The following is an 18,788-nucleotide window of genomic DNA, read 5'->3' as shown; positions in this document are numbered from 1 at the left end:
TGTTAGTCCTTATCGCCAGCGTTGATGGTGATCTTGTCGTAGCGACCGGCCTCGACGCCCCAGAACTCGAGGATCTGGTCGTAGGTGCCGTCGTCGTGCATCGACTGCAGGGCCACCGCGAAGGCCTTGGCGAGTTCGCCGCCGGTCTTCTTCGAGAACGGCGCACCGGCGGGCATGTTCTCGTAGATCGGCGAGCCGACAAGCTTGCCCTCGGAGTTCTTCACCGCGTAGCTGACGACGGGCGAGTCTGCGACGAGCGCGTAGGCGCGTCCCAGGTTCACCGCGGCGACCATTTCGTCAGTGGTGTCGTAGCCGAGGGTATCGATGGTGCCCTTGCCTGCCGCATCGCACTTCTTCTGCACCTCGGGGAGGTAGTAGAGGGGTGCGGAGCCACCGTTGGGCACGGCGATCTTCTGGCCGCAGATGTCGAGCTCGTCGTCGATTGGGTTCTTTTCCAGGGAGGCGAACTGGTTGCCTGCCCAGATGAAGTCGACCACGTCGAAGTCCTTCTGGCGCTTCAGCGTGTCGTAGTAGCCGGCGATGCCGAGGTCGAACTTGCCGAGCTCGATGTTCGGGATGATGTTCTCGAACTTCGCGATCTTGAGCTCGGGCTCGAGGCCCATTCGGGTGATGGCGGCGGCGACCATGTCGACCTCCCAGCCGATCGCGTTGCCGTCCGCATCCTTGAACTCGTTGGGCGGGTACGTCGCGTCGACGCCGACGACGACGCTGCCACGCTCTGCGATATCAGCGGGAACGAGGGCCTTGGCTTCTTCATTGACGCCGAGCTTCGCGAGGTCGACCGCGGTGTTCGCAGACGTCGACTCGTCAGCGGGCTTCGTGTCGGCGTCGTTGCCGGCGCCCGAGCAACCGGCGGTGAGCAGCATGGCGGCGATCGCCGCTGCTGCCAGCAGGCTCTTCTTCATGGGGGTTCCTTTCATTGGATGGGTGTGAGGGATTCGAGGTGCGGATGGGGTCGGAGAGCGCGGATCAGCGGCTGTGCACGAGGCGACCGTCGACGTAGACCCGCTCTGCCACGGTTTCGTGGATGCTCGCGCTTTCGCCTGCGAAGGGGTCGCGATTCGCGATGACCACGTCAGCGAGCATTCCGGGGGCGATACGCCCGACCTCGTGATCGCGACCGTTGGTCTCGATACCGCCGAGGGTGTAGGCCCGCAGAGCGGCGGCGAGCGGGAGCCGCTCATGTTCAAGGAACACGCGTTCGCTGAAGTCGGGGTGGTCGGCGGGCACCTGGCGGTTCACCGCGACGTGGATCCCGAGCCACGGGTCGGCAGAGGTGACGGGCCAATCCGAGCCGCCGCTCAGGTGGCTGCCTGCGTTGAGCAGGGAGGCGAAGGGATACTGGTGCCCCACCCGCTCGTCGCCCAGGAAGGGCACTGTCAGTTCGACCATCTGGGGGTCGTAGCTGGCCCAGAGCGGCTGCATGTTCGCGGAGGCGTTGAGCTGCGCGAAGCGGGGCACATCGTCGGGGTTGATGATCTGGATGTGGGCGATCGTGTGCATCATGGTCGATGCCTCGCCGTTCGTCTTCCGTGCCTGCTCGACGGCGTCGAGGGCCTCGCGCACGCCGCGGTCGCCGAGGGCGTGAAAGTGCACCTGGAAGCCTTGCCTGTCGAGCTCGGTGACGTAGTCGCGCAGACGCTCGGGATCGACGAAGGAGATGCCGGAGTTGTTGGACACGCGGTGTTCGCATCCCGGAGCGAGGTAGGGCGTGATCATTGCCGCGGTCTGGTTCTCGGCCACGCCGTCCTGCATGATCTTGACGGTGTCGGCGCGGAACCGACGCCCGGCCACCGCGGCTCGACGTGCGGCGAAGTCTGCGATCTGCTCGACACCTTGGGTGCGTTCCCACCAGAGCGCACCGTTGACTCGTGCGATCAGTTCGCCGCGCTCTTCTGCCGCACGGTAGACGTTGTAGAACTCGGGACTGTGATTGCCGTACTGGCCGATCAGCGCGTCTTGCCAGCTCGTGATGCCGTATTCGATGAGTTTGCGCTGCCCGACGAGGAATCCTTCGTACATGAGCTCGACGGTGGGCTGCGGGGCGTGACGGAGGGCGAGCATGCGCGCGCCTTCGTGCAGGGTTCCGGTCGGTTCGCCTTGGTCGTCGCGCTCGATCCGCCCGTCTGCAGGGTCGGGGGTGTTCCGGTCGATACCGCATCGACGGAGCGCTTCGCTGTTCACCCAGGCGCTGTGATGGTCGCGGTTCGAGATGATAATCGCCCGGTCGGTGCAGATCGCGTCCAGGTCTTCTTTTACCGGGGCCCCGCCGGGGAAGGCGGCCTGCTGCCAGCCGGCGCCGATGATCCAGTCGACGTCCGGGTTCTCTTCGACGTAGGCCCGCACCAGCTTGAGGTAGTCCTCGCGGGTGTATCCCTCGCTCAGGTCGCAGCCGAGCATCTCCATCCCCGCTTCGATCGGGTGGACGTGCGAGTCGTTCATGCCGGGGTGCACCAGCTTGCCGTCTGCGTCGACCACCTCGGTCGAGCTCTCGACAGCGTCGAGGACCTCCTGGCCCACCATAACGATTCGACCGTCGCGGATACCGATGTGGTGGGGTGCCGGAATATACTGCTCACCGTCGAACACCGCGCCGTTCAGAATGGCGAGGTCGAGAGAAACGTGCTCCACAGGACTCCTTTGTCAAGACAGGTCTTTCAGTAACTTAATCGTTTAAGCTACGAGAAGTGACATTAGACGACCGCGCATCGAGGTGTCAAGCCGCGAGGGCTACGCCCGATGCGAGAACGATTGCCGTCGCTATACTCGGGACGGCAACGGAGGACTATGGCGACGAAACTGACTGATATTGCGGCGAGCACCGGATTCTCGGTGGCCGCGGTATCCATGGCGATCAATGGCAAGCCCGGCGTCTCGGAATCGACGCGCGCAGTCATCCTCGCCGAGGCCGATCGTCTCGGATATCGGCCCAATCAGAGCGGGCGTGCCCTGCGACTCTCGCGGGTCGGCTCCATTGGCATCTACACCCCCGCGTCCCTCATGGAGTACCCGCTCTACTATGGCGAGATCACCCGCGGGGTGGTCGCCGGCCTGGCGGACTCCGGGTACTCACCCGTCATGCTGCCCTCAGCCGGCGAAACCGGAGACCTGCGGGATCTGCCAGCCGTCGACGGATATATCCTCGTCGAGCCGCACTCGGACGATCTCGGCACGCATGAAATTCTGCGCGGCGAAGCCGCAACTGTCTGCATCGACCCCGCGCCGCCTGGTTCAGCTGAGCCCTGGGGCGTTGTCGAGTCCGATACGCGCACCAGCACCACCGAGGCGCTTGACCTTATGGCTGCGAGGGGCAGCGAACGCCCGGGGCTGCTGACCGTCGAGACGGTCTCGCAGTGGACCGTGAGCATCGAGGCCCGATACCGCGAATGGTGCTCTGAGCGCGGGATCCCCCCTGAGGTGGTTCGCCTTGACCCCGGTGAGGGGAACGGTTCGCTGCGCCAGAAGCTGGCCGCAGCGATCGGCGAGCAGGCCGAGTCCTGCGATGGGCTGTTCATCTGCGGCGACAGCATCGCGGTCAGAATCGCCGGTGTGCTGCGCAGTTTGGGGTACGTCGTCGGCGAGGATGTGAAGCTCGTCTCAGGTGTGGACAGCACCATGATGGAGTATCACACGCCTCCGATCACCTCGGTCGACCTGAGCCCGCTCGTGTTCGGGCAACGCGCCGCCCGCATGATGCTCGACCTGCTCGAACTTCCCGAGCGACCGTCGGCCATGCATCGGGAAGTGCTGCCCGCGCCGCTTGTGCCTCGCGCCACGTGACCGAGGCCGACACGCGACGCAGGCCGACAGGCAACAGCGCGTCAGCGCACGCGCCCGCCGAGGGCACGCTCGTCTCGGTTGCCCGAGGCGTCCTGTCGCAGCTCCTTTGGCAGCGAGAAGACGAGGTCTTCTTCTGCGGTGACGGTCGCTTCGACGTCCGTGTAACCTGCGTCCGCGAGGTCGTCGAGCAGTTCTTGCACAAGCACCTCGGGCACTGATGCCCCGCTCGTCACGCCGATGGTGCGCACACCGTCGAGCCATTCCTGCTTGACCTCGCTCGCGAAGTCGACGCGGTAGGCGGCCTTCGCACCGTACTCAAGGGCCACTTCGACGAGGCGCACCGAGTTCGACGAGTTCGACGAGCCAACCACGATCACGAGGTCGGCCTGCGGGGCGATCTTCTTGATCGCGACCTGGCGGTTCTGCGTGGCGTAGCAAATGTCGTCGCTCGGCGGGTCCTGCAGATTCGGGAACTTCTCGCGCAAGCGGCGCACGGTCTCCATCGTCTCGTCGACCGAGAGCGTGGTCTGCGAGAGCCAGACGAGCTTGTCGGGGTTCTCAACCTCGAGCGTATCGACGTCCTCCGGGGAGTTCACGATGGTGATGTGATCGGGAGCCTCTCCAGCGGTGCCCTCGACCTCTTCGTGGCCGGTGTGGCCGATGAGCAGGATCTCGAGATCCTGCTTTGCGAAGCGCACGGCTTCGCGGTGCACTTTGGTGACGAGCGGGCAGGTGGCGTCGATGGCGTGCAGGCCGCGGTCTGCTGCGGCGTTCACCACGGCGGGCGACACGCCGTGGGCTGAGAACACGACGTTCGCACCCTCGGGCACCTCGTCGACTTCTTCGACGAAGATGGCGCCCATCTTTTCGAGCGTGCGCACCACGTGGACGTTGTGCACGATCTGCTTGCGCACGTAGACAGGGGCACCGTAGCGGTCGAGCGCTTTCTCAACGGCGACGACGGCGCGGTCAACGCCGGCGCAGTAGCCACGGGGGGCCGCGAGGAGCACTTTCTTGTCGCCCGCGACGGGTTCGTTCTTCAGTCGGCCGGCCTCGCGCCGCAGCCTGGGCATCGCGAGGCTGACAACCGGCGCACCGATAGTGCGCGGATCCCGGGCCTGCGGGGCGGTCTGGGCAGCGAGAACGTCACTCATGGCCGTGATTCTACCGGCCCTCCCTGGGCTGTCCCTCTTCGCCGCAGTTGGGCTCGGGGGGCTGCGGCTAGGCTGGTCGGCATGGCCGAAGCAGGATCCCAGGCACCAGCCACTCGCGACGCTCCGTGGCCGGTGGCCTTGATGAGCGAGAAGATCGCGGCGTGGATCGAGCGTCTGGGCCAGGTATGGATCGAGGGCGAGATCACGCAGTGGCAGCTGCGCGGCGGTCACGTCTACGGCAAGCTCAAAGATCTGGGTCAGGATGCGACGGTGAGTTTCACCGTGTGGCGTTCAGTCGCACAGCGCCTCACCAGCGATTTCTCGCAGGGCGACAGGGTGATCGCACTGGTGAAGCCCAATTTTTGGGTGAAGGGCGGCAGCCTCACGGTGCAGGTCTTCGAGCTGTCGCATGTGGGACTTGGCGAGCTGCTGGAGCGGCTGGAGCGGCTGCGGCGTGAGCTGCAGGCTGAGGGGCTGTTCGATGCCTCGCGCAAACGCCCCCTGCCATTCTTGCCTGGCCTCATCGGGCTAGTGACGGGGCGCGATTCGGACGCTGAGAAGGATGTGATCCGCAATGCGACGCTGCGCTGGCCTGGTGTGCGCTTCAAGATCCATTACGCGGCGGTGCAGGGGGATCGCGCGGCGGCCGAGGTGGCGGCCGGCATCGAGGCGCTGGATCGCGATCCCGAGGTCGAGGTGATCGTGGTCGCACGCGGCGGCGGCGACTTCCAGAACCTGCTGCCGTTCAGCGATGAGCGGGTGGTGCGGGCCGCGGCGGGTGCGAGCACGCCGCTCGTGAGCGCGATCGGGCATGAGGCGGATCGCCCACTGCTCGATGAGGTTGCCGATCTGCGCGCCTCGACTCCGACCGATGCGGCGAAGCGCGTGGTGCCCGATGTGGGTGAGGAGCTTGCCGGTCTCGATCAGGCGCGGGCGCGTATGAGTGCGCGCGTGGGGCAGTTGCTCGCGCACGAGACTGATCGGGTGATGCAGTTGCGGGGGCGGCCGGTACTGGCGCAACCCGAGCGCATTGTGGATGAGAGGGCCGAGGAGCTGGTGCGCTGGGTGGCGCGAGGCACTGAGCTTGCGGATCGGGCTGTGGTGGATCGCGGGCGCGCGCTCGCGGAGGCGCGCGCCCGCTTGGGGGCGCTGTCCCCTCAAGCAACGCTCGAGCGGGGTTATGCGATCGCGCAGCTCACGGAAGCTGATGGTGCTCTCGGCGCGGTGCTGCGCGATCCTGCTGACGCCCCGGCGGGGGCGCGGATCCGCCTCTCTCTCGCCGGTGGACGGCTCGCGGCAACGATTGACTAGGGTGTGACAGCGGCGTGGGATACTGCATCCTATGACCCATGGATCGAAGAGCTCAGACGCGGCCGCAAATGCGCGTGCTGAAGCTCCCGAGCCGTCCGGGGCACTTGACGCGCTCGACGAGCGCCTGATTCTGCTCCTCGAACGCGACGGCCGCATGAGCTACGCGGATCTCGGCAGCGAGGTCGGTCTCACTCCGGGCGGTGCCCGGGCGCGCGTGAAGCGGCTGCAAGAACGCGGGGTCGTGCGAGTGATCGGCGTAACGAGCCCTCACGCAGTGGGCCTCAGCAGCATTGCAAGCCTGCAGATCGAGGTCTCCGGCACGATCGATGCGGTGGCCGACCGAATCGCCGGCTTCGACGGAGTCCGCTATGTCGTGCTCGGCTCGGGCCGCTTCAGCATTCTGGCCGAGGTGTACGCAACGTCTCCGAGCGAACTTTTCACGCTGATCAACCGGCAGATCCGCGAGGTGCCGGGGGTTTCACACATCGAGACATTTCTCTACGAGGCAGTGCACACGCATCGCCCGATCTTCCCGCTCACGAACGGCCGCTAGCGGGAAGATCGCGATGCAGATCAGTCGACAATGAGGCCGAGCGCTCGGCTGAGCTCGGCCGAACGATCGATCACCTCGGTCTGCCACGCGGTGAGAGCGCGAGTCGGCGAGTCACCAACCGAGACATTGAATGGGTCTTCGACATCGGTGCGCACGCCACAGAGAGCCTCAAGCACGGCAATCCCGCAAAATGGCACATGCACTGCGGAGTAGCCGCCCTCATGCGAGAACACGATCTTGCCGTCGCAGGCCTCGTCGGCGATCGCGAGCAGACGCTCGGCGATCCCGCGGAATCCGCCCGAAGTCACACTCATGCGCCCCAGTGGGTCGAGCGCCGAAGGATCGAAGCCGCTCGACACGAGGATGAGGTCGGGCTTGAAAGCGCGGATCGCCGGCCCCGCCACTTCGTCGACAACTGACCAGTAGGCGCCATCCCCGGAACCCGCGGGCAGCGGGACGTTGATATTCGTGCCGGCTCCGGCTCCGGCGCCCTGCTCCTCAACCATGCCGCTGTCCACGGGGAACAGACGATCCTGGTGCACCGAGATCGTGAGCACGTTCGGATCCTCCCAGTAGATCTTCTGGGCACCGTTGCCGTGGTGCACGTCGTAATCGAAGATCGCCACCCGCGTGACGCGCCCCGCCGCTCGGAGCGCCTCGATTGCCACCGGCACGTTGGCGAACAGGCAGTACCCGCGCCCCTGGTCAGGTTCGGCGTGATGACCCGGGGGGCGCACCAGGGCGTACGCGTTGTCGACCGTGCCGTCGAGCACGGCCTCGGCGGCGGCGAGGGTGCCACCCGCAGCCAGTCGCGCGAGTTCGTAGCTGCCTCGGCCGAAGGGTGAGAAGCCGTCACCTGCGTCGCCTCCCCCGTTCTCCGACTGTGTCCGAATCCGCTCAACGTGCCCCGGGGTGTGCACACGAAGCAGATCCGTCTCCGTTACTGGGCGCGCGGGCACTCGAACTAACTGTTCGAGCAACCCGGACACCTCGACGAGTCCCGCAAATCGAGCCTTGGACTCAGGACTTTCGAAGTTGTGGTGCGGCTGCACGTACCCGCCCGACGGGTAGATGCCCGCGTGCGTGCCGGTGTCGTGCCAGGCGTACTGCTCGTGCCATACGTATCCGGTTCTGCGCTCCATTGCGAGTGTCCTTCCCAGGTTCGTGTATCCCTCAAGGGCGCCAGCGCGACGTTGAGGCAAGGTGCCCACCACTGTAACCGCAGGAATTGACAAATCACAATTAGAAATTACGTTTCAGTGTCGAAACATTACTGAAACACAAAACCTATTGACTATCTTCAGTCATTCGTGGTCTCATGGGTGACGCTACAGGACCAGGGTTGACCCAACCGTCCGCGCAGCTGCGCTGGATCTGAGCACACACGACAAGGGAGTCACACATGAAACGCTTCAGCCGCATCCTGGGTGCCGTCGCACTCACATCAGCCGCAGCCCTCGCCCTCAGCGGCTGCACCTCCGACAGCGGGTCCGCAGGAGGGACCGATGGCGGATCCCAGGGCGCACTCGCAATGAGCTTCGCCGGACTGGACATCCAGATCTGGAATGACATGCTCCCCTTCATGGAGACGATCGTCACTGACGCGGGCTACGACTTCGTCACCGACGACCCGAAGTGGAACGCGCAGACGCAGGTTCAGGATTGGGAGTCCTGGATCGTGCGCGGCGACATCAAGGCCATCATGGGGTATCCGGTGCAGTCCGATGCGATGGTCGCCGTGACCACGCAGGCGACCGACGCGGGTATCCCCGTGCTCGGCTACGGCAGCACCTGGGACGGGGTTCAGGCCGCGGTGGTGCTGGATCACGAAGCTGATGGCAGAGAAGCGGGCGAGAAGGCCGCTGAGTGGATCAAGGAGACCTACGGCGACGAGCAAGTCGACGTTGCGTTCCTCGGGTGGCCCGACACAGATCTCGGCCGCCTCCGCGGGAAGGGCATGCTCGACGCCCTGGACGCCGCAAACCTCAATCTCAACATCACCGAGCACAAGGTCTTGAGCCTCGACGACGGCTACGCCGCGGTGCAGAACCAGCTGAACGCCGTACCCAACACCAAGGTGTGGCTCGCGATCGCGAACGATCCCGCGCTCGGGGCCTATCAGGCGCTCACTGACTCCGGCGTCTCCCCGACCGACGAGACCATGCTCCTCGCCAACCTCGACGCCACCGACGCCGAATTGAAGATCATCCAGGAAGAGGGATCCTTCTGGCGCTTCGCATACATCGCGCCGGCCCGCCAACTCGCAGAGGCCAACGCGCAAATGCTGGTCGACGCAGCGGAAGGGAAGCCTGTCAAGGATCAGACGGTTCCCGTCACCGAGGTCACCAGCGCAAACGCCGAGAGCTTCCTTCTCGCGAATCAGTAGCGCCTCCGGGTGCCGGGCTTCGCACCCGGCACCCGCCCCGGTGCTGCGGCACCCCTCACCGTCGAGAGGACTTCAGGAATGACCACTGCGAAGCATCGCCTCGCCTACACCGGCGTGACCGTCGACTTCGGAGCGACCCGCGCACTCGAAGACATTGAATTCGCCGTTGCCCCGGGCGAGATCGTCGGTCTGCTCGGGCACAACGGAGCCGGCAAAAGCACGCTGTTCAACGTCACCACGGGAGTGATTGGCGCTTCCAGCGGCGGCTTCAATATCGACGGGGTGACGATCGACCGCCGGCTCACCCCACGGGAGGCCGCACAACTCGGGATCACGGTGATTCACCAAGAGCCGGCGCTCGCCCCCAATATGTCGGTGCTCGAGAACCTGTTCCTCGCACGCAAAGCACCGGGCGCGGCCGAGCGGCGCACCCGCGCCCGGGAAGCACTTGCGACCGTCGGTGCCGAGTTGCCGCTCGATATGCCAGTCGAAACGCTCAGCCTGGGCGAACGGCAGCTCGTCGATCTCGCGCGCGGGCTCCTCTCCGGCGAGATGAAGGTGCTGCTGCTCGACGAGCCGACGGCCGCGCTGGGTCGCGCTGAGACCGACGCGCTGCACAACCTCATCCGCAGCTTCGCAGCCCGTGGTGTCACGGTCGTCTACGTCTCGCACCGACTCCCTGACATCATGGAGGTCTGCACCCGTATCGTCGTACTTCGCGGCGGACGCGTCGTCGTGGACGGACCCGCGAGCGGATTCACCCCGGCAAAGTTGGCTGAGGCACTCGTACCAGACCTCCGCTCTCTCGATTTCACTCACGTCGAGCCGGGTCGCGAGGTCATGTCGGTAGGCACCCCCGGCGGGCCGGTCGTGGCTCGAGCCGGTGAAGTCGTCGGGCTCTTCGGCATGGCTGGCGGCGAGCAATTCGAGATCGCAGCGCAGCTCGCCGGGGCTTCTGCTTCACCGCAGACGTATCAACTCGACGGCGAGACCTGCCGCTTCAGCTCGCCCGGCCAGGCGATCCGACGCGGAGTCTTCTTCGTCCCACCGGATCGTGACACCGAAGGACTCATCGCCTCTGAAACTGCGCTCGACAACGTCATGCTTCCCTGGTACGCCGCGGGCCCCTCTCGGGGCTGGTGGGTCTCGTCCCGATCGGGTGCCGAGGTGTACGCGCACGCTCGTGAGGCCCTCGATATCCGCGGACCCTCGGCGGATGCCGAGGTCTCGCAGTTCTCCGGCGGCAACCGCCAGAAGCACCTCCTCGCGCGCTGGCTGTACCCCGCCGAGCCTGTCCTGCTCATCCTCGCCCAGCCCACCCAGGGCGTCGATGTCGGTGCCAAGCTCGACATCGTCGAGGCCGCCCGCGCGGCCGCGGGTCGTGGCGCCGCCGTGATCGTCGCGTCAAGCGAGTCCGATGAGATCGCCAGCATGTGCGATCGCGCCTACACCGTGCTGGGCGATCGCCTCGCTCAGGTGCCCCGATCCGCATCTTTCAACGCCGACCTCCTGACCTCGCTGCTCACGATCGCCGAGTCGCATGCCTCCGCCTCGCATGCGACCGAGCCCCATCCGGCCACCCCCGGCCGCGCCTGAACGGAAGCCCCCATGAACGCAGAACGCATCAAGATCTTCGCCGCAAAGAACGGCATCTTCCTCGCACTGATCGTGCTGGTCGCGGTCTTCTCAATCCTCCGCCCCAACTTTTTCAGTTTCGCGAACGGGCAGAGCATCCTGCTGCAGGCCGCAGAACTCGGGCTCATCGCGATCCCAGCCGCTTTCCTCATCATGTCGGGCACGATCGATCTCTCGGTGGGATCCGTCGCGTCCGCGGCCGCGATCACCGGCGGTATCACGATGAGCACGACCGGCTCGACGCTCCTCGGCTTCATCGTCGCGATCAGCACCGGCGTGCTCACGGGGGCTCTGAATGGATTCCTCGTCTCCTACATGGGGCTGAACTCCTTCGTGGTGACGCTGGGCGCGCTCAGCGTATGGGGCGGATTCGCGCTGCTCCTCTCAGACGGCCGCACGATCCCTCGCGCCGAACTTCCGGAGGCGTTCCGCGCCATCGGCACGATGAAAATTGGCCCGGTGCCGATCCAGATCGTCGCCCTCGTAGTGGTCATCGCGCTCGGCTGGTACGTGCTGAATCACACCAAGTTCGGTAAAGAGGTCAAAGCGATCGGCGGCAACGAACGCGCGGCCCGCCTCATGGGCGTGAACGTCAAGCGCTCGCGCTTCCTGCTGTTCGTGGCGACGGGTGCCTTCGCGGCCCTCGCTGGCATGTTCCTCTCCGCGAAGGTGCAATCGGCAAACCCGAACATCGGCTCTGGCCTCGAGCTCGAAGCCCTCACCGTGGTGCTGCTCGGCGGCATCGCATTCGAAGGCGGCGTCGGCCGCATCAGTGGCGTCGTCGCGGGCCTCCTCTTCTTCAGGGTCCTTCGTGCGGGCCTGGTGTTCATGCAGGCATCACCGTTCCTGCAGACCATCCTCATCGGTGCAACGCTCATCGTCGCGGTCGCTCTCGACAACTCGATCCAGCGCATGATCCGGAGCTCCTGGGCCAAGCTTGGAAAGAAGGCCGTCCGGGAGGAGACCCCGGTCGCGACCACGTAGGCATGCAGTCAGGTCGGATCCTGAACTCCTCGGGTGGAGCCCCCGCGCCAGCTGAATGCAACCTTCCGTTCGCATTCGCTCGAGCGACGAGCACCGCCCGAGGAGCGCCCCGCACTCACCTGCCCGCCCTTCAGCCAGCCGCGGTAAGCTGGGAGCCATGTCTTCCCCTGCTCTCCAGGATCCCGCCGAGCTCAGTTATGAGCAGGCGCGCGACGAACTTATCCAGGTGGTGAGCAGGCTCGAACAAGGCGGCATCACCCTTGAGGAGTCGCTCCAGCTCTGGGAACGCGGGGAGGCGCTCGCTGCCCGCTGCGAAGAGTGGCTGCTCGGTGCGCGCCAGCGCTTGGAGACGGCCCGCCAAGGCGCCTCAGTAGATACTGCGGTCGTGGAGGACGTGTAGCCCCCATGGCAAAGAAGCAGAAGCACCCGGTTGTCGTTGCCGAGCTCGGACGGCCAGAGACGCCCTCTGAGACCGCAGCGCGCAAGGCCAACGACAGCCGCCTGTATCGTCAGCGCAAAACCGTGAACAACCTGGTGTTCTCTCTGATCGTAAGCGTCGGCATGATGCTCCTGATCGTACTGATGGCACCCGGTCTGGTCGGCGGCAAGAACAGTTTCGAAGACCATTCGGTCGATGTCGCGGCTCTCGCTGCAGATGCCTCACCGAGTGCGGGCCGCGCGCTCGCCGCCCCCGAAGTGCCTGAGAGTTGGAAGGCGAAGAATGCCGGTCTGCGGCAGCGCGACGGTGTCACCTCGTGGCAGATCGACTACACCACCGTCGACGAGGCGACCGACAGCCATGCTTACGCAGCCGTGGTGCAGGCCTTCACAGCTGACGGATCGGCTGTCGAAGAGCGGTGGATCTCGCAGGCACTTGAGCAGCAGACCCCCACGGGTGCCGAGCAGATCGGCGGCATCGACTGGGTCGTGTACGAGCACCCCGACCGCAACCCCGACGCGAGCAACATGCTGTTCGGCCTGCAGGGCGAGTGGGAGGGCGACACGATCCTCGTCTACGGCACCGATAGCCCGGCCACTATTCGCACGCTTGCGGCCTCGGTCGCCAGCTCACTTACGGCATCGAAGGAGCAGTGATGACTTCACCTCGCGTCACCCCCCAGCAGGCCTGGGACGAACTCATCGCCGGCAATGAGCGTTTTGTCGCCGGCGCCTCCGCACACCCCAATCAGGATGTCGAGCGTCGCAGCGAACTCGTCAATGCTCAGACCCCTGATGTTGCCCTCTTCGGCTGCGCCGATTCCCGTATGGCGGCAGAGATCATCTTCGACCGCGGTCTCGGCGATCTTTTCATCGCGCGCAACATGGGTCATGTCGTCGCCGAGTCCATCACGGCGTCGATGGAGTATGCGGTCACCGCGCTCGGTTCGGCACTGATCGTAGTGCTCGCACACGACTCTTGCGGTGCTGTCGCTGCCGCAATCGATCAGACCAGCCGCGAGCCGTCTCCGGTGACCGAGTCGGTGCGCAACACTCTCGCACCGATCCAGCCCTCCGTGCAACGACTGTGGCTGCGCGATCACACCGACACCCCCTACGCCGATGCGGCGCACATCGACGCCAACGCCGTGGGGCGTATCCATCTGACAGCCACTGTGAACGCCCTGCTGCGTTCCTCGCGCGCGATCAGCGACGCCGTCGATGCCGGCAAGCTCGCGATCGTCGGCTGCCAGTACCGACTCACCGAAGGGCGTGCCGTGCCCTACAGCGTGGTCGGCCCCGTCGAGGTCGAACTCGCAGCGATCGACTGACCGCTCTTTCTACCAACCCTGATCCGCTTTCAGCAACCGAGATCCCGCGATTCAGCGCGGCGTGACGAAGAGAAAAGGAATGCAGTGACCGAAATCGAGTACCGCATCGAGCACGACACTATGGGCGAGGTTCGCGTTCCCAAGAACGCGCTCTACGCCGCGCAGACGCAGCGCGCCGTCGAAAACTTCCCCATCTCGGGCAAGGGCCTCGAGCCGGCCCAGATCGTGGCCCTGGCGCGCATCAAGCGTGCAGCGGCGATCGCGAACAAGGAGCTCGGCATCCTCGAGGCCGGCATCGCTGATGCCATCGTGGCCGCTGCCGACGAAATCATCGGCGGCGCGCACCACGACCAGTTCCCTGTCGACACCTACCAGACCGGTTCTGGCACCTCGTCGAACATGAACATGAACGAGGTGCTTGCCACCCTCGCCACGAAGCATCTGGGTGCCCCCGTGCACCCGAACGACCACGTCAACGCTTCACAGTCGTCGAACGATGTCTTCCCGACCTCGGTGCACATCGCCGTCACGGGCGCGCTCATCGAGCAGCTCAAGCCCGCGCTGGAGCACCTCGCCGAGGCCTTCGAGGAGAAGGCCGAACTGTGGAAGACCGCAGTGAAGTCGGGCCGCACTCACCTCATGGATGCCACCCCCGTCACCCTCGGCCAGGAGTTCGGCGGCTTCGCGGCGCAGATCCGCTACGGCATCGAGCGCGTCGAGGCGGCGCTCCCCCGCGTCGCCGAGGTGCCCCAGGGTGGCACCGCCGTCGGCACCGGCATCAACACCCCCCTCGGTTTCCCCGAGAAGGTCATCTCGGAGATCGCAGCGTCGAGCGGGCTGCCCATTACCGAGGCCCGCAACCACTTCGAGGCGCAGGCCAACCGTGATGGCCTCGTCGAGGCCTCGGGTGCACTGCGCACCATCGCCGTGTCGCTGACCAAGATCAACAACGACATCCGCTGGATGGGTTCGGGCCCCAACACGGGCCTCGCCGAGCTGCACATCCCCGACCTGCAGCCCGGCTCCTCGATCATGCCCGGCAAGGTCAACCCGGTCGTTCCTGAGGCTGTGCTCATGGTGTGCGCGCGCGTCATCGGCAACGATGCGACGATCGCGTGGGCGGGCGCTTCGGGTTCCTTCGAGCTCAACGTGCAGATCCCGGTCATGGGCACCGCGCTGCTCGAGTCGATCCGCCTGCTCGCGAACGCATCGATCGTGCTCGCCGACAAGACCGTCAAGGGTCTTGAGGCGAACCTCGAGCGCGCGGCGGCTCTGGCCGGTATGAGCCCGTCGACGGTCACCCCGCTCAACCGCCTCATCGGCTACGAGGCTGCGGCGAAGATCGCAAAGCACTCGGTCAAGAAGGGCATCACGGTGCGCGAGGCCGTCGTCGATCTCGGCTACGTCGAGCGCGGCGAGGTGTCTGAGGCCGACCTCGACAAGGCGCTCGACCTGTTGTCGATGACCCACCCGGGCGTCGCCAAGTAGCTCGGCGCTCACGCAAGGGGGTTCGGGATCACATGATCCCGAACCCCCTCTTGCTTGCCGGCACGACTGTTTCAGCGAGCGCGACTGTTCCAGCGTCCCTGAAGCAGTCGTGCTCGCTGAAACGCTCGCGCTCGCGCCGGCAAACCGGTCTCAGCGGTGCTCGCTACGCTGGGAGGATGATGCTGGCCCAGTCCCCCGCGCTCGGTGCGAAAGCCCTCGCCCTCTCGGCAACGGCGACGTTCGCGCAACTGGTGAAGTGGCACCGACTCTACGACTGGGCGAATCAGCCGCTGATGCGGCTCGCCGAGATGCAGCCCGTCACCGCGGCCTGGTGGCGCGAGCGCCGTAAGCAGCCCGGCAATTTCTTCTATCTCGCGCTCGGCGACTCCACTGCACAGGGCATCGGGGCGAGCAGCCCCGGGCGCAGCTATGTGGGGCAGCTCGCGGATCGCATTGAAGCCCACCTGGGCGAGCCGATCGCGGTCACCAACCTCGGCGTCTCGGGGGCACCCTCGAATCTGTGCGCGCGGGATCAGCTGCCGCGTGCCGCGAAGGTACTCGCACGGCGCAGCCCCGACCTCGTCACCCTCGACATCGGCGCGAACGACATCGCGCAGTGGGATCCGCGGGCCTTCCACCGCAATATCTCAGCCATTTTCGATGCCCTGCCGGATCACACCATCGTTGGCGAGGTGCCCTGCTTCCACCTGCCGTGGAACGACCGTCGGGTGCGCGAGGCGAATCGGATCCTCCGCACGATCGCGGCGGATCGGGGGCTCGCTGTGGTGCCGATCTATGAAGCGACGCGGGCGCGGGGCGTGCGGGGCATTCTCACCGAGTTCGCAGAGGACGCCTTCCACCCGAACGACCGCGGCTACGAAATCTGGGCCGACACCTTCTGGCCGACCGTGCGCGCACGGATCGACGCGCTCGCACAGCAGCGCGCGAACTGAGCCCGGCGGTAGCGCCCATCCCGATGCTCGGGAGGGACGCGACCGCGTTGGGCTCCCCCTACGGCGTGTCGAGCAGCTCGGTGACGAGCGCCGCGATTTCGCTGCGCTCGGAGCGGGTAAGGGTCACGTGCCCAAACAGCGGGTGCCCCTTGAGTTTCTCGATCACGGCTGCGATCCCGTCGTAGCGCCCCACCCGCAGATTGTCGCGCTGTGCGACGTCGTGTGTGAGCACCACCCGCGAGTTCTGGCCGATGCGCGAGAGCATGGTGAGCAGCACCCCGCGTTCGAGCGACTGCGCCTCGTCGACGATCACGAAGGCGTCGTGCAGGGAGCGCCCACGAATATGGGTGAGCGGCAGCACCTCGATGAGGTCGCGCGCGATCACCTCGTCGAGCACGTTCTCGGAGACGATCGAGCCGAGGGTGTCGAACACGGCCTGCGCCCACGGTCCCATCTTCTCGTCGCGGTCGCCGGGCAAGTAGCCGAGCTCTTGGCCACCGACGGCGTAGAGGGGGCGGAACACCATGATCTTGCGGTGCTGCCGCCGTTCGAGCACCGCTTCGAGGCCCGCGGCGAGCGCGAGCGCCGACTTTCCGGTGCCGGCGCTGCCGCCGAGGGAGACGATGCCGAAGTTCGGATCGAGCAGCAGGTCGATGGCGAGGCGCTGCTCCGCGCTGCGGCCGGTCACGCCAAACACCTCGCGGTCGCCGCGCACGAGCCGCAGCGAGCCGGGCCCTTCCACGCGGCCGAGAGCAGATCCGCGCGGGGAGGTCAGGATCAGGCCGGTGCCGCGTGGGAGGCTTTCGACCTCTGCCACGCCGTCGAGGCGGTCCCCGTCCCAGAGGTCCCGCATCTGCTCCCCGTCGAGGTCTATGGTTGCGGTGCCCGTGTAGGCGTCGTCTTGGGCTTGCTCAGCGCGGTACTCCTCAGAACCGAGTCCGATCGCGGCGGCCTTGAGACGCATCGGCAGGTCCTTCGAGACGACGGTAACGTCAAGGCCTTCGTTCGCGAGGTTCTGTGCGACGGCGAGGATCCGCGTGTCGTTGTCGCCGAGCCGCATGCCGCTCGGCAGCGTGTCGATGCTGGAGTGGTTGAGTTCTACTCGCAGGGTGCCGCCGGCGTCGCCGACGGGCACTGGGAAATCGAGGCGCAGGTGCTTTTCGCGCAGTTCGTCGAGGATGCGCAGTGCACGGCGGGCGAAGTAGCCGAGTTCGGGATCGTGGCGTTTCCTCTCGAGCTCGATGACCACCACGACGGGCAGCACGACCGAGTGCTCGGCGAAGCGGAACAACGCCGAGGGATCGCTCAGCAGCACCGAGGTGTCGAGGACGTAGCTGCGCTGCGCTTGCCGCACGGCGTCGAGCTCGTCGTGGGCGCCGGGCGCCCGCGTCTGGGCGGGAGTTGCGGGGTGCTTGATTTCAGCCACGATGGCTCCTCTGCTCCGGGGCTGCTGCCCCGTTTCAGCGAGGTTGGCACTCCGAGCGGTGCCGGCGGGCCTCCCTCGGTCGGGCACCCTGCCCGACAGTTCACACGCTACGCCTCCGCGCCGGGTCGCGGTGAAATGACACGCGATCGCAGCGGTGAACGTGTCGTAACCGACTCGTGAACCCGGAAGTCGACGGGGAACGGTATCCTGGTCTGCAGTCATTCGCGATTTCCATAGGGGGCACCGCTTGCGCACGATCGACTGGGTCGACGGAGCCATTGAACTGATCGACCAGACCCTGCTGCCGCACCGCATCGAGGTGCTGCGGGTCACCGAGCTTCCTGAGCTCATCGACGATATCCAGCGCCTCGCGGTGCGCGGCGCTCCGGCGCTCGGCGTCGCCGGCGCGATGGGCACGGCGCTGATCGCGGCGAGCGTGGCAGCGTCCGGGGGCGATACCGAGCTCGACCGAGACGAGGTGCGCCGGCAGGCGAAGCTGCTGCGAGAGGCACGGCCCACGGCGGTGAATCTCTCTTGGGGTGTGGATCGGGCGCTCACTCGTCTTGAAGACGGTGCAGAGGCAATCCTCGAGGAGGCTCTCGCGATCCGCGACGAGGACATCGCCGCGTGCGTGTCGATGGGTCTCCGCGGAGCGGATCTGACGCGTGAACTCACGGGCAAGGACCGTGTGCGGGTCATAACCATCTGCAACACGGGCAGCCTCGCCACTGTTGAGCGCGGCACGGCGCTCGGCGTGATCCAGACCCTGCTTGAGCAGGGTTCACTGGAGGAGGCCTTCCCGCTGGAGACCCGCCCGCTGTTGCAGGGGGCACGCCTGACCGCGTGGGAGCTGCAGCGCATGGCGGCCCCGTTCCGACTCATCATCGATTCAGCCGGCCCGTTCCTGCTGTCGCGTGGCATCGCCGACGCGGTGTTCATCGGTGCCGACCGCATTGCGGCGAACGGCGACACCGCTAACAAGATCGGGTCGTTCTCGCTCGCGCTTGCGGCTCAGCACGCGGGGGTTCCGTTCATCGTTGTCGCACCGGAGTCGACCGTCGACATGTCGACTGCCAGCGGGGCCGATATCGAGATCGAGGATCGCGGCGCGGCTGAGGTCACCGGCTTCGGCGGCACCCGCACCGCTCCCGAGGGCATCGGTGCCGTCAACCCGGCCTTCGATGTCACACCGCACGAGCTCATCACCGCGATCGTCACCGAGCGCCGCGTGATTCTGCCTGGCCGCGGCGAAACCCTCGCCAGCGTTCCGCTCGACGATCTGCGCGCCTAAGCTTCTCTCGCTGTTCCCGTTCCACTCGAAAGGATCA

Annotated in this window: 17 protein-coding genes; 12 read left to right on the top strand and 5 right to left on the bottom strand. The window is 66.1% G+C overall.

All coding sequences use genetic code 11. The annotated features are described in order from the left end of the window. Window positions 1-2 precede the first annotated feature (2 nt). Both WFL22_RS10365 and WFL22_RS10360 read right to left on the bottom strand, forming a co-directional pair. On the bottom strand, window positions 3-926 hold the full coding sequence (locus WFL22_RS10365; protein ID WP_336651967.1) for a transporter substrate-binding domain-containing protein: 924 nt from the start codon (window positions 924-926) through the stop codon (window positions 3-5). Window positions 927-990: 64 nt separating this feature from the next. Then, the gene (locus tag WFL22_RS10360; RefSeq protein ID WP_336651968.1) at window positions 991-2,652 is read right to left on the bottom strand and encodes an amidohydrolase; all 1,662 of its coding nucleotides are present in this window, start codon (window positions 2,650-2,652) and stop codon (window positions 991-993) included. A gap of 156 nt (window positions 2,653-2,808) precedes the next feature. Between WFL22_RS10360 and WFL22_RS10355 the strand changes: the two genes are divergently transcribed. Further along, window positions 2,809-3,801, top strand: a complete 993-nt coding sequence (locus WFL22_RS10355) for a LacI family DNA-binding transcriptional regulator (RefSeq protein ID WP_336992698.1) — start codon at window positions 2,809-2,811, stop codon at window positions 3,799-3,801. Window positions 3,802-3,842: 41 nt separating this feature from the next. On the opposite strand, the gene WFL22_RS10350 is transcribed toward WFL22_RS10355, so the two are convergent. Then, window positions 3,843-4,874 (bottom strand): 4-hydroxy-3-methylbut-2-enyl diphosphate reductase, encoded by a 1,032-nt coding sequence (locus tag WFL22_RS10350; RefSeq protein ID WP_336652201.1) that lies wholly within the window; start codon window positions 4,872-4,874, stop codon window positions 3,843-3,845. 162 nt (window positions 4,875-5,036) lie between these two features. Between WFL22_RS10350 and xseA the strand changes: the two genes are divergently transcribed. Continuing rightward, the gene (gene xseA, locus WFL22_RS10345; RefSeq protein ID WP_336651970.1) at window positions 5,037-6,266 is read left to right on the top strand and encodes an exodeoxyribonuclease VII large subunit; all 1,230 of its coding nucleotides are present in this window, start codon (window positions 5,037-5,039) and stop codon (window positions 6,264-6,266) included. Between the two features lie 31 nt (window positions 6,267-6,297). Then, window positions 6,298-6,819 (top strand): Lrp/AsnC family transcriptional regulator, encoded by a 522-nt coding sequence (locus WFL22_RS10340; RefSeq protein WP_336651971.1) that lies wholly within the window; start codon window positions 6,298-6,300, stop codon window positions 6,817-6,819. A gap of 20 nt (window positions 6,820-6,839) precedes the next feature. Here the strand turns inward: WFL22_RS10340 and WFL22_RS10335 are convergent, their stop codons facing one another. Further along, window positions 6,840-7,961 (bottom strand): class II histone deacetylase, encoded by a 1,122-nt coding sequence (locus WFL22_RS10335; RefSeq protein ID WP_336651972.1) that lies wholly within the window; start codon window positions 7,959-7,961, stop codon window positions 6,840-6,842. Between the two features lie 260 nt (window positions 7,962-8,221). Between WFL22_RS10335 and WFL22_RS10330 the strand changes: the two genes are divergently transcribed. The 8 genes from WFL22_RS10330 to WFL22_RS10295 all read left to right on the top strand — a co-directional run bounded on the left by WFL22_RS10330 (window position 8,222) and on the right by WFL22_RS10295 (window position 16,034). After that, the gene (locus tag WFL22_RS10330; protein WP_336651973.1) at window positions 8,222-9,205 is read left to right on the top strand and encodes a sugar ABC transporter substrate-binding protein; all 984 of its coding nucleotides are present in this window, start codon (window positions 8,222-8,224) and stop codon (window positions 9,203-9,205) included. Between the two features lie 78 nt (window positions 9,206-9,283). Next, on the top strand, window positions 9,284-10,801 hold the full coding sequence (locus WFL22_RS10325; protein ID WP_336992696.1) for a sugar ABC transporter ATP-binding protein: 1,518 nt from the start codon (window positions 9,284-9,286) through the stop codon (window positions 10,799-10,801). A gap of 12 nt (window positions 10,802-10,813) precedes the next feature. Next, window positions 10,814-11,824, top strand: coding sequence for an ABC transporter permease (locus WFL22_RS10320; protein ID WP_336651975.1), 1,011 nt, complete (start codon window positions 10,814-10,816; stop codon window positions 11,822-11,824). Between the two features lie 157 nt (window positions 11,825-11,981). Then, window positions 11,982-12,224 carry an exodeoxyribonuclease VII small subunit gene (locus tag WFL22_RS10315; RefSeq protein ID WP_336651976.1) on the top strand — a complete coding sequence of 81 codons (243 nt, stop codon included), beginning with the start codon at window positions 11,982-11,984 and terminating at the stop codon, window positions 12,222-12,224. A gap of 5 nt (window positions 12,225-12,229) precedes the next feature. Further along, window positions 12,230-12,919 carry a DUF4245 family protein gene (locus WFL22_RS10310; RefSeq protein ID WP_336992695.1) on the top strand — a complete coding sequence of 230 codons (690 nt, stop codon included), beginning with the start codon at window positions 12,230-12,232 and terminating at the stop codon, window positions 12,917-12,919. Beyond that, window positions 12,919-13,593 (top strand): carbonic anhydrase, encoded by a 675-nt coding sequence (locus tag WFL22_RS10305; protein WP_336651978.1) that lies wholly within the window; start codon window positions 12,919-12,921, stop codon window positions 13,591-13,593. Before WFL22_RS10310 ends, WFL22_RS10305 begins: the two co-directional genes overlap by 1 nt. Before the next feature lie 84 nt (window positions 13,594-13,677). Next, complete coding sequence (locus WFL22_RS10300; RefSeq protein WP_024355581.1) at window positions 13,678-15,081, top strand: class II fumarate hydratase; 1,404 nt, start codon at window positions 13,678-13,680, stop codon at window positions 15,079-15,081. A gap of 176 nt (window positions 15,082-15,257) precedes the next feature. Continuing rightward, the gene (locus WFL22_RS10295; protein ID WP_336651979.1) at window positions 15,258-16,034 is read left to right on the top strand and encodes an SGNH/GDSL hydrolase family protein; all 777 of its coding nucleotides are present in this window, start codon (window positions 15,258-15,260) and stop codon (window positions 16,032-16,034) included. Between the two features lie 58 nt (window positions 16,035-16,092). On the opposite strand, the gene WFL22_RS10290 is transcribed toward WFL22_RS10295, so the two are convergent. Continuing rightward, window positions 16,093-17,388: a PhoH family protein gene (locus tag WFL22_RS10290; RefSeq protein ID WP_336993000.1), complete on the bottom strand. Its 1,296-nt coding sequence runs from the start codon at window positions 17,386-17,388 to the stop codon at window positions 16,093-16,095. A gap of 319 nt (window positions 17,389-17,707) precedes the next feature. Between WFL22_RS10290 and mtnA the strand changes: the two genes are divergently transcribed. Continuing rightward, complete coding sequence (gene mtnA / locus WFL22_RS10285; protein ID WP_336651980.1) at window positions 17,708-18,751, top strand: S-methyl-5-thioribose-1-phosphate isomerase; 1,044 nt, start codon at window positions 17,708-17,710, stop codon at window positions 18,749-18,751. Window positions 18,752-18,788 lie beyond the last annotated feature (37 nt).

Origin of the sequence: Leucobacter sp. VD1 (assembly GCF_037150695.1) — a bacterium.
In the GTDB taxonomy this organism is placed as follows: Bacteria; Actinomycetota; Actinomycetes; order Actinomycetales; family Microbacteriaceae; genus Leucobacter.
The sequence above is the reverse complement of the archived record's forward strand: the minus strand, read 5'-3'. Positions and strand labels throughout refer to the sequence as shown.

Excerpts from the sequence above, each read along its gene's own strand:
- WFL22_RS10355 (WP_336992698.1), top strand. The coding sequence starts at position 2,809 with ATGGCGACGAAACTGACTGATATTGCGGCGAGCACCGGATTCTCGGTG.
- WFL22_RS10295 (WP_336651979.1), top strand. The coding sequence starts at position 15,258 with ATGATGCTGGCCCAGTCCCCCGCGCTCGGTGCGAAAGCCCTCGCCCTC.
- WFL22_RS10350 (WP_336652201.1), bottom strand. The coding sequence starts at position 4,874 with ATGCCCAGGCTGCGGCGCGAGGCCGGCCGACTGAAGAACGAACCCGTC.
- WFL22_RS10340 (WP_336651971.1), top strand. The coding sequence starts at position 6,298 with ATGACCCATGGATCGAAGAGCTCAGACGCGGCCGCAAATGCGCGTGCT.
- WFL22_RS10365 (WP_336651967.1), bottom strand. The coding sequence starts at position 926 with ATGAAGAAGAGCCTGCTGGCAGCAGCGGCGATCGCCGCCATGCTGCTC.
- WFL22_RS10335 (WP_336651972.1), bottom strand. The coding sequence starts at position 7,961 with ATGGAGCGCAGAACCGGATACGTATGGCACGAGCAGTACGCCTGGCAC.
- WFL22_RS10310 (WP_336992695.1), top strand. The coding sequence starts at position 12,230 with ATGGCAAAGAAGCAGAAGCACCCGGTTGTCGTTGCCGAGCTCGGACGG.
- xseA (WP_336651970.1), top strand. The coding sequence starts at position 5,037 with ATGGCCGAAGCAGGATCCCAGGCACCAGCCACTCGCGACGCTCCGTGG.
- WFL22_RS10330 (WP_336651973.1), top strand. The coding sequence starts at position 8,222 with ATGAAACGCTTCAGCCGCATCCTGGGTGCCGTCGCACTCACATCAGCC.
- WFL22_RS10305 (WP_336651978.1), top strand. The coding sequence starts at position 12,919 with ATGACTTCACCTCGCGTCACCCCCCAGCAGGCCTGGGACGAACTCATC.
- WFL22_RS10325 (WP_336992696.1), top strand. The coding sequence starts at position 9,284 with ATGACCACTGCGAAGCATCGCCTCGCCTACACCGGCGTGACCGTCGAC.
- WFL22_RS10315 (WP_336651976.1), top strand. The coding sequence starts at position 11,982 with ATGTCTTCCCCTGCTCTCCAGGATCCCGCCGAGCTCAGTTATGAGCAG.
- WFL22_RS10320 (WP_336651975.1), top strand. The coding sequence starts at position 10,814 with ATGAACGCAGAACGCATCAAGATCTTCGCCGCAAAGAACGGCATCTTC.